Origin of the sequence: Enterobacter cloacae complex sp. ECL72 (assembly GCF_019056635.1) — a bacterium.
GTDB lineage: Bacteria > Pseudomonadota > Gammaproteobacteria > Enterobacterales > Enterobacteriaceae > Enterobacter > Enterobacter hormaechei_C.
Map to the genome: position 1 here is coordinate 1,502,294 of NZ_CP077659.1, position 15,003 is coordinate 1,517,296.

General features: G+C 53.7%; 15 protein-coding genes. 9 read left to right on the forward strand and 6 right to left on the reverse strand.

Annotation, left to right across the window (positions count from 1 at the left end):
• Window positions 1-10 precede the first annotated feature (10 nt).
• The 4 genes from fdhF to ycgZ form a co-directional block, all read right to left on the reverse strand.
• Complete coding sequence (gene fdhF, locus KTH07_RS07285) at window positions 11-2,161, reverse strand: formate dehydrogenase subunit alpha (protein WP_023303541.1); 2,151 nt, start codon at window positions 2,159-2,161, stop codon at window positions 11-13.
• Between the two features lie 188 nt (window positions 2,162-2,349).
• Entirely contained in the window at window positions 2,350-2,628 is a 279-nt protein-coding gene (locus KTH07_RS07290) for a biofilm/acid-resistance regulator YmgB/AriR (protein WP_003857748.1), read from the reverse strand.
• Between the two features lie 29 nt (window positions 2,629-2,657).
• Window positions 2,658-2,978 (reverse strand): hypothetical protein, encoded by a 321-nt coding sequence (locus KTH07_RS23455; RefSeq protein WP_032619805.1) that lies wholly within the window; start codon window positions 2,976-2,978, stop codon window positions 2,658-2,660.
• A 4-nt stretch (window positions 2,979-2,982) separates the two neighbouring features.
• Window positions 2,983-3,222 (reverse strand): regulatory protein YcgZ, encoded by a 240-nt coding sequence (ycgZ, locus tag KTH07_RS07295; RefSeq protein WP_017384632.1) that lies wholly within the window; start codon window positions 3,220-3,222, stop codon window positions 2,983-2,985.
• Between the two features lie 339 nt (window positions 3,223-3,561).
• Here ycgZ and KTH07_RS07300 point away from each other — a divergent pair, with 339 nt between their 5' ends.
• From KTH07_RS07300 to KTH07_RS07340, 9 genes are all read left to right on the forward strand, one after another.
• The gene (locus KTH07_RS07300) at window positions 3,562-4,782 is read left to right on the forward strand and encodes a diguanylate phosphodiesterase (protein WP_217310903.1); all 1,221 of its coding nucleotides are present in this window, start codon (window positions 3,562-3,564) and stop codon (window positions 4,780-4,782) included.
• Between the two features lie 188 nt (window positions 4,783-4,970).
• On the forward strand, window positions 4,971-5,699 hold the full coding sequence (locus tag KTH07_RS07305) for a MerR family transcriptional regulator (RefSeq protein ID WP_032103714.1): 729 nt from the start codon (window positions 4,971-4,973) through the stop codon (window positions 5,697-5,699).
• Window positions 5,700-6,020: 321 nt separating this feature from the next.
• On the forward strand, window positions 6,021-6,389 hold the full coding sequence (gene sufA, locus KTH07_RS07310; RefSeq protein WP_032634422.1) for a Fe-S cluster assembly scaffold SufA: 369 nt from the start codon (window positions 6,021-6,023) through the stop codon (window positions 6,387-6,389).
• Window positions 6,390-6,397: 8 nt separating this feature from the next.
• Window positions 6,398-7,888 (forward strand): Fe-S cluster assembly protein SufB, encoded by a 1,491-nt coding sequence (gene sufB, locus KTH07_RS07315; RefSeq protein ID WP_003857739.1) that lies wholly within the window; start codon window positions 6,398-6,400, stop codon window positions 7,886-7,888.
• Between the two features lie 9 nt (window positions 7,889-7,897).
• Window positions 7,898-8,644, forward strand: a complete 747-nt coding sequence (sufC, locus tag KTH07_RS07320; RefSeq protein WP_032103713.1) for a Fe-S cluster assembly ATPase SufC — start codon at window positions 7,898-7,900, stop codon at window positions 8,642-8,644.
• Entirely contained in the window at window positions 8,619-9,890 is a 1,272-nt protein-coding gene (gene sufD, locus KTH07_RS07325; protein ID WP_023296367.1) for a Fe-S cluster assembly protein SufD, read from the forward strand. The genes sufC and sufD overlap by 26 nt, the downstream gene beginning before the upstream one ends.
• A complete protein-coding gene (sufS, locus tag KTH07_RS07330; RefSeq protein ID WP_032619799.1) occupies window positions 9,887-11,107 on the forward strand; it encodes a cysteine desulfurase SufS in 1,221 nt (406 codons plus the stop codon). Before sufD ends, sufS begins: the two co-directional genes overlap by 4 nt.
• A gap of 14 nt (window positions 11,108-11,121) precedes the next feature.
• Entirely contained in the window at window positions 11,122-11,538 is a 417-nt protein-coding gene (sufE, locus tag KTH07_RS07335) for a cysteine desulfuration protein SufE (RefSeq protein WP_017693566.1), read from the forward strand.
• 97 nt (window positions 11,539-11,635) lie between these two features.
• Window positions 11,636-12,649: a L,D-transpeptidase family protein gene (locus KTH07_RS07340; protein WP_023303549.1), complete on the forward strand. Its 1,014-nt coding sequence runs from the start codon at window positions 11,636-11,638 to the stop codon at window positions 12,647-12,649.
• Between the two features lie 60 nt (window positions 12,650-12,709).
• On the opposite strand, the gene lpp is transcribed toward KTH07_RS07340, so the two are convergent.
• Window positions 12,710-12,946: a murein lipoprotein Lpp gene (gene lpp / locus KTH07_RS07345; RefSeq protein WP_001082307.1), complete on the reverse strand. Its 237-nt coding sequence runs from the start codon at window positions 12,944-12,946 to the stop codon at window positions 12,710-12,712.
• Between the two features lie 312 nt (window positions 12,947-13,258).
• A complete protein-coding gene (gene pykF / locus KTH07_RS07350) occupies window positions 13,259-14,680 on the reverse strand; it encodes a pyruvate kinase PykF (protein WP_015570703.1) in 1,422 nt (473 codons plus the stop codon).
• Window positions 14,681-15,003 lie beyond the last annotated feature (323 nt).

Here is a 15,003-nt window from a genome sequence, read left to right on the forward strand (position 1 = left end):
GGCAATGCATTTAAACGTTAACCGCAGCGATCAAACGCGTCTTCATGGTCTGGTACGCGGAAGCCGCAAAATCCTCCGCCCAGCGCTGGTCCTCGATCGCCTCCAGCTGCACGGCGCAATATTTCGTTTCCGGCGTTCTGGAGATCGGGTCGAGATTATCCTGCGTCAGCTCATTACAGGCGCCAATCCACCACTGGTAGGTCATATAGATTGCTCCCGCATTGATGCGCTCGCTGATGCTGGCGCGCGTGATCACTTTACCCCGGCGTGAACGTACCCAGACCAGCTGGCCCTCGGCAATCCCCCGTTCATCCGCATCGGCCGGGTTCATTTGCACCCGGCCCGGCTCGTCGGCCAGGCTTTGCAGCGCCGCGCAGTTCCCGGTCATTGAGCGACAGGAGTAGTGACCCACTTCGCGCACCGTGCACAGTACCAGCGGGTAATCCGCATCCGGTGTCTCCGCCGGGGCGCGCCAGGGGGCGGCAAATAGCTGTCCTTTGCCAGTAGGGGTGTCGAACTGATTATCCTTGTACAGGTAGGGGGTGCCGGGATGATCGAGGGATGGGCAAGGCCACTGCACATGGCCCATCTCGCCCATTTTTTCGTAGGTCACGCCGTAGAAGAGGGGGCACAGCTCGCGCATTTCGTCCCAGATCTGCTGGTTATCCTCGTAATGCATGGGATAGCCCATCTCCGTGGCCAGCAGGCTGATGATCTCCCAGTCGCGCTTCACGTTGCCGCTGGCCTCAATGGCTTTGCCGAAACGCTGGAAGCCGCGATCGGCACAGGTGAACACGCCGGCGTGTTCTCCCCATGAGGTGGCAGGGAGCAGCACGTCAGCCACCTCTGCCGTTTTGGTCATAAAGATGTCCTGAACCACCACAAAATCGAGCGCCTCAAAGCCGCGGCGGACCAGTCCCAGATCGGCTTCTGTCTGAAGCGGATCTTCCCCCATGATGTAATACGCTTTAATCTTTCCTTCCAGCGCGAGATGTGGCACTTCGGTGATACGCGTCCCGACGCGATCGTCCATCCGGTTGACATTGATTTTCCACGCATCGGCAAATTTCAGTCTGACCGCCGGGTCAGTGACGTCCTGGTAGCCGGGGAACATATTGGGCAGAACGCCCATATCGCAGGCACCCTGAACGTTATTTTGCCCGCGAACCGGACCCACGCCGACGGCAGGGCGGCCCAGGTTGCCGGTCAGCAGCGCCAGGCTGGAGAGACCTTTCACCACATCGACCGCCTGACCAAACTGCGTGACGCCCATCCCCCACATCACCGTTGCTGAAGGCGCCGCTGCGAACATGCGCATTGCCTGACGAACATCCCGCGCGCGGATCCCCGTCAGATGTTCAACCTGCTCGGGGGCGTAATCTTTTACCGTCAGCCGGTACGCCTCAAGCCCTTCTGTAAAGCGGGCAACGTAGTTTTTGTCGTACAGTTCCTCTTCCAGCAGGACATAGCCAAAGGCATTGACCAGCGCCATGTTACTGCCATTTTTTAGCTGAAGATGAAGATCGGCAATGCGTGCCGTTTCAATATGACGCGGATCGCAGACGATGATTTTAGCGCCATTTTCACGTGCTTTAAGCACGCGTCGGGCGACGATGGGGTGAGAGTCGGCGCAGTTATAGCCGAATACCAGCAGGCATTTTGAGTTTTCAATATCGTTAATGGAATTGCTCATGGCGCCGTTGCCGAGGGTCTCCTGTAAACCGGCAACGGACGGACCGTGACATACGCGGGCGCAGCAGTCGACGTTGTTAGTATTCAGCACCGCACGGGCAAATTTTTGCATCACATAGTTGGTCTCATTGCCCGTTCCCCGTGAGGAACCCGTGGTCATAATGGACCGAGGGCCATACTGTTCTTTGATGCTTTTAAGCCTGTGAGCGGTATAACGAATGGCCTCTTCCCAGGTAACAGGGGTAAAGGCCTCGCCTTTGCTGTAGCGGATCATGGGCTGCGTCAGACGGGGGGTAAGCAGCCGTGTGTCGTTAAGAAAGTCCCAGCCGTAGAAACCTTTCAGGCAAAGCGTGCCCTGATTGGTTACGCCATCAGCGGCTTCGGCACGGATAATGCGGTTATTTTTTACGACGAGGTTTAGTTTGCAGCCTGCACCGCAGTAGGGGCAGACGCTGGCGATTTTTTTCATCAATAACAGACCTGTTAAGAAATGAAGCAATGTTTACTGGAAAGCCCAGTCCCTTAGCGGACTAAGCAGGATCCATGCCACATTCAGCGTTCTTGATTAACAGGGCGTTTGTGGAGAGAGGGTGTGTCATCGTCAGTCTGTTCGTCAGAATTGACGATGACACGCTATCCGTAGGGATGGGGGAGGCGTTAAAGATCGTCCATGGTGTAACCGACGACAATTTCCAGCGTCTTGCGGATCACATCCGCCTTAACGACATCGTCGGTGGATTCCAACGTCTGGATTAACCAGAGAATGATCGCTTTGTTGGTCAAATGACCTTCGGAAGCAAGAACACAACGAACCGCAGTCGAAAAAATGGCAGACTCTTCAGCAAAGCGATCGCCTGCGTGACGGAAATACTCCGACAACGCGCTATCTAAAAAGGCGGAGTGGTATTCGGGTTGAAGCTGAATATTTTGTCTCATTTGTTCTCACCGTAGCTGTAAAGTTGTAGTCAATGTATCTTTTTAGGATCGGACGGTTTTCCATTTCCATATAACGGCACTACATTGTCTCGGTTATTTTTGAGAGATCCCTCTCTCTGTATTCGTCCTTGTGCGGTTCTGCGACCTTTAAAAGCGACCGTGCCAGAGCTGATGTCAGCTATCACTCGCGCTAATGTCTCCCGCCGCTGGGGATCCGTTTCATATGCTTGCATGTTACGCAGACGCTGAACCAATCCCTCGGTCGTCACGGGACCGCGCTCCTTCAAAAGTGAAAGAGCGGCTTCTCCAATAAGCTTGTCGATCAGTCTGTCCGCATCACTGCTGTTCATGACATTAACGTTCGAAGAGCAGGCCAAGAAGCATGTGATAATGATGTTCCTCTTCCGGGCCATTGGCCTTTTCAAGGCGACTCAACAGTTTTGTGCAGAGCGATTTGCGATTCAGATTTCGCCCGTCGCTAAGGATTTCAACAACAACCTGACCCAATGTTTCCTGTTGGGTTGGAAGCGCGGCTTTTTCGAAATACTGCGCAATCGCTGTTGCCGAGTCTGCGAGGTGTCCGTTCTGCTGCATGTTTCGCTCCTGTAAATTTTCGTAATCAGTAACGTTACATTTAAGGTATACATAATTTTCAAATCTGTACATTTAAAATGTACAATTTTTTAAACATTTTATAATATATTTTATAAAATCATTATTTATCAGTTGCTTATTCTTATACGATTTACTGCGGTATTCACAAGATATATTGTACAATCCGAAGCGGCGTCGCAGAGTTGTACAAGCCCGTAAATGACGCAAAAAAGCCGTGTAAATCGTTGAGATGTAAATTATTTGTTGGGCAATTAATGTGCTATAACAGAGTTTTCCCCACGTGTTTTCGTGGTCACCCCCTCAATCTTCAGGATTAGCATGCTCACAACCATCATTTACCGCAGTCATATCTGCGAGGACGTTCCAGTGAAAGCGCTGGAAGACATGGTCGCTGCTGCAAATTGTAGAAATCGCCAGTTCGATGTGACGGGGATTTTGCTGTTTAACGGCACACACTTTTTTCAGTTACTTGAAGGGCCCGCTGATAACGTTAAGGAGATCTATGAGCTCATCTGCCGTGACCCACGGCATCACAACGTGGTCGAATTGTTAAGCGATCACGGGCCTTCAAGACGTTTTGGCAACGTGGGTATGGAGCTCTTTGACCTTCGTCAGTACGATACCGACGAAGTGCTGCAACAGGTACTCGATAAAGGCACAACGCGCTATCAGCTGACCTATAACGATCGCGCCCTGCAATTTTTCCGCACCTTCGTTGAGGCCACTGAAAAAGCCAACTACTTTGAGCTGCCTCCGGCTGACGCCTGGGAGTTTGTCACCGAAAATACGCCGTTATCCTCCCAGCCGACAGTAGTGGCAAAGGGCGCGGACTGTAGTTTCGCATTTCAACCTATCGTCGATCCGTTTATGCAGCAGGTAGTTTCCTTGGAAGCCCTGATCCGCACGCCGTCCGGTGAGTCCCCGGAAAGCTATTTTGCCAACCTGTCGCGTGAGGCGCTGTACGAATCGGATCTGAAGAGTAAACAGGTGGCTTTGTCGATGGCCAGCGCAGTGGGCCTACAGACTCAAACGTTGTCCATTAATCTGCTGCCGATGACGCTGGTCAATGTTCCTGGCGCCGTCGATTTTTTACTGACGGCAATTGAGGCGAACGGTTTTGTGCCGGAGCAAATTGTGGTCGAGTTCACCGAGAGCGAGGCGATCTCGCGCTTCGAAGAGTTCACCAGCGCGGTCAGACAGCTTAAAAGCGCCGGGATCAGCGTGGCCATCGATCACTTTGGCGCGGGATTCGCCGGTCTGCAACTGCTGGCCCAGTTTCAGCCGGACAGAATCAAGATTAACCGTGACTTGATTGCCAACGTGCACAAGAGCGGCCCTCGTCAGGCGATCATTCAGTCAATTATTAAATGCTGCGCCTCCCTGGAAATTCTGTTCTGTGCGGTAGGCGTAGAGCTGGCTGAAGAGTGGATGTGGCTGGAATCTGCCGGGATTTCTCAGTTCCAGGGACACCTTTTCGCCAGCCCGCGCCTGGGGGGCATACCGGCGATTGCCTGGCCCGAGAAAAAGTACGATTTATAAAAACCTGTACGTAACTCTTAAAAGTGACCTGTACGTACGGCTAAATTTATACAACAATACATTAACGAGTGAGTGGTTCGTTGAGCCATTCACTTGTCTCAGAACGAGGAGTTAGTTATACAAATGATTTGTACAATCTGATAAGGTTGGTTTGGTTAGGTATGGAAGTATTGTGCGTGAGGGAGTTAATGGCCTATTACAGTATCGGCGAAGTGGCCGAACGATGCGGTATCAACCCCGTTACGCTGCGTGCCTGGCAGCGCCGTTATGGATTGTTGAAGCCGCAGCGAAGCGAAGGGGGTCATCGTCAGTTTGACGATGAAGATATCCTGCGTATCGAAGAGATCAAACGCCTGATGAAAACGGGTGTTTCGGTCGGTAAAGTAAAAGCGCTTCTTGAAAATACAGAAGTAATGACTCAGGGGAACTGGGCATCTTTTCAGGAAGAGATGTTAACCGTTCTGCGCTATGCCAGTCCGGCAAAACTGCGCGCCAAAATCGGCGAGTTCCGCCGTGACCATGCGATGGATGTTCTGATAGATAACATCATCACCCCTGTGCGGCAGCGAATGAACCAGGACCAGAATACGGTGCGCCACATGGCGAGCCTGCTGGACGGTGTCCTGATTGAGTTTGCCGTTGCAAGCCTGGGTGAGTCGCGAAAAAAAGCAGGTAAGGATGCGCTGCTGATTGGGTGGGATTGCGACGACCGTACGCATTTGTGGCTGGAAGCGGCCCGTCTTGCCTATAAAGGCTGGCATATCGACGTGCTGGCTGAGCCGATTGATTCTCCACGTCCTGAACTCTTCCCCGGGCAAAAAATCTTCGTCTGGACCGGTAAAGCGCCTACGCCTCGTCAACAGGAGCAGCTCGACCACTGGCGTGAACAGGGTTTCGCCGTTTCGTTCCATCACTGATGTTAAGGGGTCCGTCAGGGCCTTTTTGTCCTTTCGAGTCAGCTTTCTTATTGGAAGATAGCTATCTCAAAAATAGGTATTTCCAATACAATTTTTATCATTGCCCGTCACCTTACCGCCTTTCTTATGAAATGCATTATTTATCAATGCATTGAACAAATCTAACCATCCCATCCGCATCCCGTCACAGCGTCTATGCTTAATGAAAGTAGCCAAAAAGGGCGGTTTAGCCCAAAGCCCCTGCTCGCAGGGGGTTGAAGTGATAATCGTTATCACTAACATGGTGTTATGCCCTGGTGGCTTATCAGATGAGGTGGACCTATGGAACTGCATTCAGAAACCTTCAATCCGGCCGATTTTGCCTGGCGTGGCTTAACGCTGACGCCCGCGGCGGCGGAGCATATTCATGAGCTGGTGGCAAAAAATCCCGACATCCTTGGCGTACGCTTAGGCGTAAAGCAGACTGGCTGCGCGGGATTTGGCTACGTGCTGGATACCGTAACCGAACCTGAAAAGGACGATCTGGTCTTTGAAACCGACGGTGCAAAGTTATACGTCGCGCTACAGGCGATGCCGTTTATCGATGGAACCGAAGTCGACTACGTTCGGGAAGGTTTAAACCAGTTATTCAAATTTCATAACCCGAAAGCCCAGAACGAATGCGGCTGCGGCGAAAGCTTTGGGGTATAGGCGGTACTATGTCTCGTAATACTGAAGCAACGAGTGATGTAAACACCTGGAGCGGCGGACACCTCAACTATAAAGAGGGTTTCTTTACGCAGCTGCAAACCGATGAGCTGGCGAAAGGCATCAACGAAGAGGTCGTGCGCGCCATTTCGGCGAAACGTAACGAGCCGGAGTGGATGCTGGAGTTTCGCCTGAGCGCATTCCGCGCGTGGCTGGAGATGGAAGAACCCCACTGGCTGAAAGCGCATTACGATAAGCTGAACTATCAGGATTATAGCTACTACTCTGCGCCCTCCTGCGGCAGCTGTGATGACACCTGCGCCTCGCAACCCGGCGCGGTTCAGCAAACCGGCGCGGAGAACAGTTTCCTGAGCAAAGAAGTTGAAGAAGCGTTTAATCAGCTCGGCGTGCCCGTGCGCGAAGGCAAAGAGGTGGCGGTAGACGCCATTTTTGACTCCGTCTCGGTGGCAACCACCTACCGTGAAAAACTGGCGGAGCAGGGGATCATTTTCTGTTCCTTTGGTGAAGCCATTCACGATCACCCCGAGCTGGTGAAAAAGTATATTGGTACCGTGGTGCCGAGTAACGATAACTTCTTCGCGGCACTGAATGCGGCGGTGGCGTCAGACGGTACTTTTATCTACGTGCCGAAAGGCGTGCGCTGCCCGATGGAGCTCTCGACCTATTTCCGCATCAACGCGGAAAAAACCGGCCAGTTTGAACGCACCATCCTGGTGGCCGATGAAGGCAGCTACGTAAGCTACATCGAAGGGTGCTCCGCTCCTGTGCGCGACAGCTACCAGCTGCACGCGGCGGTGGTAGAGGTGATCATCCATAAAGATGCGGAAGTGAAGTACTCTACGGTACAGAACTGGTTCCCGGGCGACGGCAACACCGGTGGTATTCTGAACTTCGTCACCAAACGCGCGCTGTGCGAAGGCGAAAACAGCAAAATGTCCTGGACGCAGTCAGAAACCGGCTCCGCCATTACCTGGAAATACCCGAGCTGTATTCTGCGCGGCGACAACTCCATCGGTGAGTTTTACTCCGTGGCGCTGACCAGCGGTCATCAGCAGGCCGATACCGGCACCAAGATGATCCACATCGGTAAAAACACCAAATCGACCATCATCTCCAAAGGGATCTCTGCCGGTCACAGCCAGAACAGCTATCGCGGGCTGGTGAAAATCATGCCGACGGCAACCAACGCGCGTAACTTCACCCAGTGTGACTCCATGCTGATTGGCGCGGACTGCGGGGCGCATACCTTCCCGTATGTCGAATGCCGCAATAACAGCGCCCAGCTTGAGCATGAGGCAACTACGTCACGTATTGGTGAAGATCAGCTTTTCTACTGCCTGCAACGCGGGATCAGTGAAGAAGATGCGATTTCAATGATCGTTAACGGCTTCTGTAAGGACGTGTTCTCTGAACTGCCGCTGGAATTTGCCGTTGAAGCCCAGAAACTCCTCGCCATTAGTCTTGAACACAGCGTCGGTTAAGGAAAGCACATGTTAAGCATTAAAGATTTACAGGTTAGCGTGGAAGAGAAAGAGATCCTGCGTGGCCTCAATTTTGACGTCAAACCGGGTGAAGTTCACGCCATCATGGGGCCAAACGGCTCCGGGAAAAGTACGCTTTCAGCGACGCTGGCAGGACGCGAAGATTATGAAGTTACCAGCGGCTCCGTTGAGTTTAACGGCAAAGATCTGCTGGAGATGTCGCCGGAAGAGCGTGCCGGCGAGGGCATCTTTATGGCCTTCCAGTATCCGGTGGAAATTCCGGGCGTCAGCAACCAGTTCTTCCTGCAAACCGCGCTGAACGCGGTGCGCAAGTATCGCGGCCTTGAGGCGCTGGATCGCTTTGACTTCCAGGATCTGATGGAAGAAAAGATTAAGCTGCTGAAAATGCCGGAAAATCTGTTGACCCGCTCGGTAAACGTGGGTTTCTCCGGCGGTGAGAAGAAACGTAACGATATTCTGCAAATGGCGGTTCTGGAACCGGCGCTGTGCATTCTCGATGAGACCGATTCAGGGCTGGATATCGATGCCCTGAAGATCGTTGCCGACGGGGTGAACTCCCTGCGTGACGGCAACCGCTCATTTATCATCGTGACTCACTATCAGCGAATTCTGGATTACATCAAACCGGACTATGTCCACGTGCTTTACCAGGGACGCATTGTGAAATCCGGTGACTTTACGCTGGTTAAACAACTGGAGGAGCAGGGTTATGGCTGGCTTACCGAACAGCAGTAATGCACTTCAGCAGTGGCACCGGCTGTTTGAAGCGCAGGGTCGAGCGCGCTCTGAACAGGCTCAGCACCATCTCCAGCAGATGCTGCGTCTCGGTTTACCGACGCGTAAACATGAGAACTGGAAATATACCCCGCTGGATGGCCTGCTGAACGGCGAGTTTGTCACCCGTCTGGCGCAGGTCAGCCCCGATCAGCGCGACATGCTGGCGCTGAGCGTGGATGCCGTGCGTCTGGTATTTGTCGACGGTCTGTTCCGTGCGGAGCTGAGCGACAGCGTGCAGGAGAGCGGGTTCGATATCGTCATTAACGATGAACGTCAGTCGCTGAACGCGCCCGTTCAGCCTGAAGTCTTCCTGCACCTGACAGAGAGCCTGTCGCAATCTGTCACCCATATTCGCGTTAAGCGTAACCAGCGTCCGGCGAAACCGCTGCTGCTGATGCATATCACCCAGGGCGTTGAGGGTGATGAGATTAACACCGCCCACTATCGCCACCATCTTGAGCTGGCAGAAGGGGCAGAGGCGACGGTGATCGAGCATTACGTCAGCCTTAACGACACCCGTCATTTTACCGGTTCGCGTCTGACGATGAACGTGGCGGCCAATGCTCAGCTGCACCACATCAAGCTGGCGTTTGAGAATCCGCTCAGTCACCACTTCGCCCACAACGATATTCTGCTGGGCCAGGATGCCGCGGCGTACAGCCACAGCTTCCTGCTTGGCGGCGCGGTGCTGCGCCACAATACCAGCACCCAGCTGAACGGTGAAAACACTACGCTACGTATTAACAGCCTGGCGATGCCAGTGAAGTCAGAAGTGTGCGACACGCGCACCTGGCTTGAGCATAACAAAGGCTACTGCAACAGCCGTCAGCTGCACAAAACCATCGTCAGCGACAAAGGACGTGCGGTGTTTAACGGCCTGATAAACGTGGCGCAGCACGCCATCAAAACTGACGGGCAGATGACCAACAACAACCTCTTGCTGGGACGTCTGGCAGAGGTGGACACCAAACCACAGCTGGAAATTTATGCGGACGACGTGAAATGCAGCCACGGGGCGACGGTCGGGCGTATTGACGATGAGCAGATGTTCTACCTGCGCTCGCGCGGGATAGACCAGCAGGCCGCGCAAAAGATGATTATTTACGCCTTTGCGGCTGAGCTGACGGAAGCGCTGCCCGATGGCGGACTTAAACAGCAGGTGCTGGCCCGTATCGGTCAGCGGCTGCCTGGAGGCGAAGCATGACATTTCCCGTAGAGAAAGTCCGGGCAGATTTTCCGGTACTGACCCGTGAAGTGAACGGTCTGCCGCTGGCCTATCTCGACAGTGCGGCCAGCGCGCAAAAACCAAATCAGGTGGTGGATGCGGAAGCCGAGTTTTATCGCCACGGTTATGCGGCGGTACATCGCGGGATCCACACCCTGAGCGCCGAGGCGACCCAGCGCATGGAAAACGTGCGCACGCAGGTTGCGGCCTTCCTCAACGCGCGTTCGCCGGAAGAGCTGGTGTTTGTGCGTGGCACCACCGAAGGGATCAACCTGGTGGCTAACAGCTGGGGCAATGCGCAGGTGCACGCGGGGGATAACATCATCATCACCCAGATGGAGCACCACGCCAACATCGTGCCCTGGCAGATGCTCTGTGAGCGTGTGGGGGCGCAACTGCGGGTGATCCCCCTGAATGAAGACGGCACGCTCCAGCTGGAAAAGCTGGACGCCCTGCTGGACGACAGAACGCGGCTGGTGGCGGTGACCCACGTTTCAAACGTGCTGGGGACGGAAAATCCGGTGGCGCTGATCGTCGACAAAGCCCATCAGGTTGGTGCGAAAGTGTTGATTGATGGCGCCCAGGCGGTGATGCACCATGCGGTTGACGTTCAGGCTCTGGACTGCGATTTCTACGTCTTCTCCGGGCACAAGCTGTATGGCCCGACGGGCATCGGCGTGTTGTATGTGAAAGAGGACATTCTCCAGGCCATGCCGCCGTGGGAAGGGGGCGGGTCAATGATCGCCACCGTCAGCCTGACGGACGGCACAACCTACGCCCGTGCGCCCTGGCGCTTCGAGGCGGGTACGCCCAACACGGGCGGGATCATCGGGCTGGGCGCGGCCATTAGCTACGTCACTGAAACGGGGCTGGCGGCGATTCAGGAGTACGAACAGCAGCTGATGCATTATGCCTTGCAGGAGCTGGCCAGCGTCCCGGAACTGACCTTATATGGCCCTGCTGACCGTCTGGGTGTGATAGCCTTCAACCTCGGCAAGCATCACGCCTATGATGTGGGCAGTTTCCTTGATAATTACGGCGTCGCCGTGCGTACCGGGCATCACTGCGCGATGCCGCTGATGGCGTATTATCAGGTACCGGCTATGTGCCGCGCATCGCTGGTGATGTACAACACAACGGAAGAGGTCGACAGACTGGTGGCGGGACTAAAACGTATTCACCAGCTGCTTGGCTAACGGAGAGGCGAGAGATGGCAGATTTGCCGGACAGAGATAAATTGCTGCGCAACTTTGGGCGTTGCGCGAACTGGGAAGAGAAATACCTTTATATTATCGAGCTGGGCCAGCGCCTGCCGCCGCTCAGCGAAGAGGCGCATAACCCGGACAACATCATTCAGGGCTGCCAGAGCCAGGTCTGGATCCTGATGCAGCAGACGGATGAAGGCGTAATTGAATTACAGGGTGACAGCGATGCCGCCATTGTGAAGGGGCTTATTGCCGTCGTATTTATTCTTTATCACCAGATGTCGGCGCAGGATATTGTCGCCTTTGACGTTCGCCCGTGGTTTGAAAAAATGGCCTTAACCCAGCACCTCACCCCGTCCCGATCCCAGGGACTGGAAGCGATGATCCGCGCCATACGCGCCAAAGCCGCAATCCTTAGCTAAACTGACAGAACAGCATTCATTCTGTTTCGCGGGGTGGTTTCCACCTCGCTGGTTTTTCAGCTTTCTGACGTTTGGTCAGTGAATAAGGAATCTCAGCATGAAGCGCGCGTCTCTAATAACTCTATTACTCCTTGGTTCGCTCAGTGCTGTTAATTCAGCCTGGGCGGTTGATTATCCTTTACCGCCCGCAGGCAGCCGTCTGATTGGGCAAAACCAGACATACACCATTCAGGAAGGTGACAATAAACTTCAGTCTATCGCTCGTCGCTTTAATACCGCCGCACAGCTCATCCTTGAAACCAATAATACCATTGCACCGGTGAACCCTGCGCCAGGAACGGTCATTACGATCCCTTCCCAGATGCTACTGCCAGACACCGAGCGCGAGGGCATTGTGGTGAATCTGGCGGAGCTGCGTCTTTACTTCTATCCGCCAGGCGAAAATATCGTGCAGGTCTATCCGCTGGGTATTGGTCAGCTTGGGCTGGAAACACCGGTCAGCACCACCCGTGTGAGTCAGAAAATCCCTAACCCTACCTGGACCCCCACAGCGGGCATCAGAGCGCGCTCACTGGCCCAGGGCATTAAACTGCCGCCTGTGGTACCCGCAGGGCCAAATAACCCGCTGGGGCGCTTTGCGCTGCGTCTGGGCATCGGGAATGGGGAATATCTTATTCACGGCACCAGCGCGCCGGACAGCGTAGGGCTGCGGGTCAGCTCGGGTTGTATGCGAATGAACGCGCCGGATATCAAAGCGCTGTTTGAGCAAGTGCGCGTCGGCACGCGGGTGCAGATCATCAATGAGCCGGTGAAGTTCTCCGTCGAGCCGGACGGCAAACGTTATATCGAGGTGCACAGGCCGCTGGCGCAGGCTGAGGGCGAAAACCCACAGACGGTGCCGTTCACGCACTCGGCGGCGTTTACCGCCTTTGCAGCGGAGTCAGGTAGCGATAAAACGCTTATCGATAAAGCCCTGGCGCGCAGAGCGGGGATCCCGGTGGCCGTTTCAGCAGGCAATGGTTCGTCAGCCAGCAATTCTGTCCTGTCGGTGCAGAACAGTCGTGTCTCAGCGGCGGTGGCGGAAGGCGAGGGAGAGAAAGCGCTTCAGTAGAGGTTTGACGAAGGCAAAAAAAATGGCGCACAATGTGCGCCATTTTATTAACAGGTACTATTACTTACGGTATTTAGTAGCCTGGTTGTCCAGACGCTGGTTAGCGCGAGCTGCGTCGTCTTTAGCAGCCTGAACGTCGGAACGCATTGCGTTCACGTCGTTGCTCAGCTGGTCAACTTTAGCGTTCAGAGTCTGAACGTCAGAAGACAGCTGATCGATTTTAGCGTTGCTGGAGCAACCTGCCAGCAGAGTAGAACCCAGGATTACCGCGCCCAGTACCAGTTTAGTACGATTCATTATTAATACCCTCTAGATTGAGTTAATCTCCATGTAGCGTTACAAGTATTACACAAAGTTTTTTGGGTTGAGAATATTTTTTTGATGGGATTACGCCTATTTTTGATCGTTCGCTCAAAGAAGCAACGAAATCGGCAATTTTGACGAAAAAGCTATGTTAAAAAAGGCATTTTTCATCGGATTCATCTTAGATAAATCGCGATTAAATAGAAAAACCCGATTTGCTTTTTGAATAGTTCTGGTTAAAGGCGGGAATAAAAAAAGCGCCCCGAAGGACGCTTTTTAACAAAACAATAATTTGTTCGTGAAATATTACAGCACGTGGACAGATGCCGTGTTGGTGGTGCCGCTTGGAACCAGTGCACCAGAAACCATAACCACCACGTCGCCTTTCTGAGCCAGGCCACAATCAACCAGTTCCAGCGCCACTTCTTTACCCAGACGATAGAAATCATCGGTAGAGGCAATCTCTTTCACCAGGTGTGGGATCACACCTTTGCTCAGCACCAGCTGACGCGCGGTAGTTTCGTTGGTGGTCAGCGCCAGAATGGTCGCATCCGGGAAGTATTTACGCACGGCACGCGCAGATTTACCGCCCTGGGTCGCCACGACAATCAGTGGGGCTTCCAGTTTCTCAGCGGTTTCTACCGCACCACGGCACACGGCTTCGGTGATGCGCAGTTTACGGCTGTCGTTGTTGTAATCCAGACGGCTTTTCATCACGCGGTCGGTACGCTCACAGATGGTCGCCATGATACCGACCGCTTCCAGAGGGTATTTCCCTTTTGCAGATTCGCCAGACAGCATAACGGCATCGGTACCGTCGAGGATGGCGTTTGCTACGTCGCCTGCTTCAGCGCGGGTAGGGCGTGGGTTTTTGATCATGGAGTCCAGCATCTGCGTTGCGGTGATAACCACTTTACGCGCGCGAACACATTTCTCGATCATCATCTTCTGCGCGAAGATCACTTCTTCAACCGGGATTTCTACGCCCAGGTCGCCACGCGCTACCATGATACCGTCAGACGCTTCGAGGATTTCGTCGAAGTTGTTCAGGCCTTCCTGGTTTTCGATCTTGGAGATGATCTGAATGTTCTCGCCGCCGTGCGCTTTCAGGTGCTCACGGATCTCAACCACGTCAGAACGTTTACGGATAAAGGAGGCAGCAACGAAGTCCACGCCTTGTTCGCAGCCGAAGATCAGGTCTTGTTTGTCTTTTTCAGCCAGCGCTGGCAGAGCAATGGACACACCCGGCAGGTTAACGCCTTTGTTTTCGCCCAGATCGCCGTTGTTCAGCACTTTACAGATAACCTTGTTACCTTCGATCGCCGTCACTTCCATGCCGATCAGGCCGTCATCTACCAGCACGGTGTTGCCAACAGACAGATCGCTGGTGAAGCCTTCGTAGGTCACGGCAACGATTTCGTTGTTACCCACAACGGATTTGTCGGTGGTGAAGGTGAAGGTCTGGCCCGCTTTCAGGGAAACGTCGTTACCGCCTTCCAGTTTGATGGTGCGGATTTCAGGACCTTTGGTGTCGAGCAGGATTGCCGCTTTTTTCCCGGTCTTGCTCATCACGTTGCGCAAGTTCTGGATACGCTGACCGTGTTCAGCATAGTCGCCGTGGGAGAAGTTCAGACGCATCACGTTCATGCCGGCATCCAGCATTTTGCTCAGCATCTCTTCGGATTCGGTTTTCGGGCCGATAGTACAAACAATTTTCGTCTTTTTCATGACAGTCTTAGTCTTTAAGTTGGGAAGGATATGGAAATCTCGCTCCGGGGGCGCACCGCCGCGGAGTCAAACCTGTGTTGCGAAAGAGTATATGACACGCACTAAGAATAGGTGACATCAAATGAGCGTGCAGAAGAAAGTGTGCCTGAGTGCCAGCCCAACGAAGGAGAGGAGAAGTTGTACGTTGTTTTTTGTATTCCAAGCGCTGAAACCATTCACCAGGGATTTGGCGCGCATTATACGCTGATTTACAGTAAAAAGGAAAATGGAAACAGCGTTTCAAAACAATCTGTGCAGATTCACATAAGTTTGTTATCAAGGCG

Bases quoted from the DNA above. Each gene is read 5' to 3' on its own strand.
- KTH07_RS23455 (WP_032619805.1), bottom strand. From the start codon at position 2,978: ATGAACAGCAGTGATGCGGACAGACTGATCGACAAGCTTATTGGAGAA.
- KTH07_RS07305 (WP_032103714.1), top strand. From the start codon at position 4,971: ATGGCCTATTACAGTATCGGCGAAGTGGCCGAACGATGCGGTATCAAC.
- sufS (WP_032619799.1), top strand. From the start codon at position 9,887: ATGACATTTCCCGTAGAGAAAGTCCGGGCAGATTTTCCGGTACTGACC.
- fdhF (WP_023303541.1), bottom strand. From the start codon at position 2,161: ATGAAAAAAATCGCCAGCGTCTGCCCCTACTGCGGTGCAGGCTGCAAA.
- ycgZ (WP_017384632.1), bottom strand. From the start codon at position 3,222: ATGCAGCAGAACGGACACCTCGCAGACTCGGCAACAGCGATTGCGCAG.
- sufC (WP_032103713.1), top strand. From the start codon at position 7,898: ATGTTAAGCATTAAAGATTTACAGGTTAGCGTGGAAGAGAAAGAGATC.
- pykF (WP_015570703.1), bottom strand. From the start codon at position 14,680: ATGAAAAAGACGAAAATTGTTTGTACTATCGGCCCGAAAACCGAATCC.
- KTH07_RS07290 (WP_003857748.1), bottom strand. From the start codon at position 2,628: ATGAGACAAAATATTCAGCTTCAACCCGAATACCACTCCGCCTTTTTA.
- sufD (WP_023296367.1), top strand. From the start codon at position 8,619: ATGGCTGGCTTACCGAACAGCAGTAATGCACTTCAGCAGTGGCACCGG.
- KTH07_RS07340 (WP_023303549.1), top strand. From the start codon at position 11,636: ATGAAGCGCGCGTCTCTAATAACTCTATTACTCCTTGGTTCGCTCAGT.
- sufB (WP_003857739.1), top strand. From the start codon at position 6,398: ATGTCTCGTAATACTGAAGCAACGAGTGATGTAAACACCTGGAGCGGC.
- sufE (WP_017693566.1), top strand. From the start codon at position 11,122: ATGGCAGATTTGCCGGACAGAGATAAATTGCTGCGCAACTTTGGGCGT.
- lpp (WP_001082307.1), bottom strand. From the start codon at position 12,946: ATGAATCGTACTAAACTGGTACTGGGCGCGGTAATCCTGGGTTCTACT.
- KTH07_RS07300 (WP_217310903.1), top strand. From the start codon at position 3,562: ATGCTCACAACCATCATTTACCGCAGTCATATCTGCGAGGACGTTCCA.
- sufA (WP_032634422.1), top strand. From the start codon at position 6,021: ATGGAACTGCATTCAGAAACCTTCAATCCGGCCGATTTTGCCTGGCGT.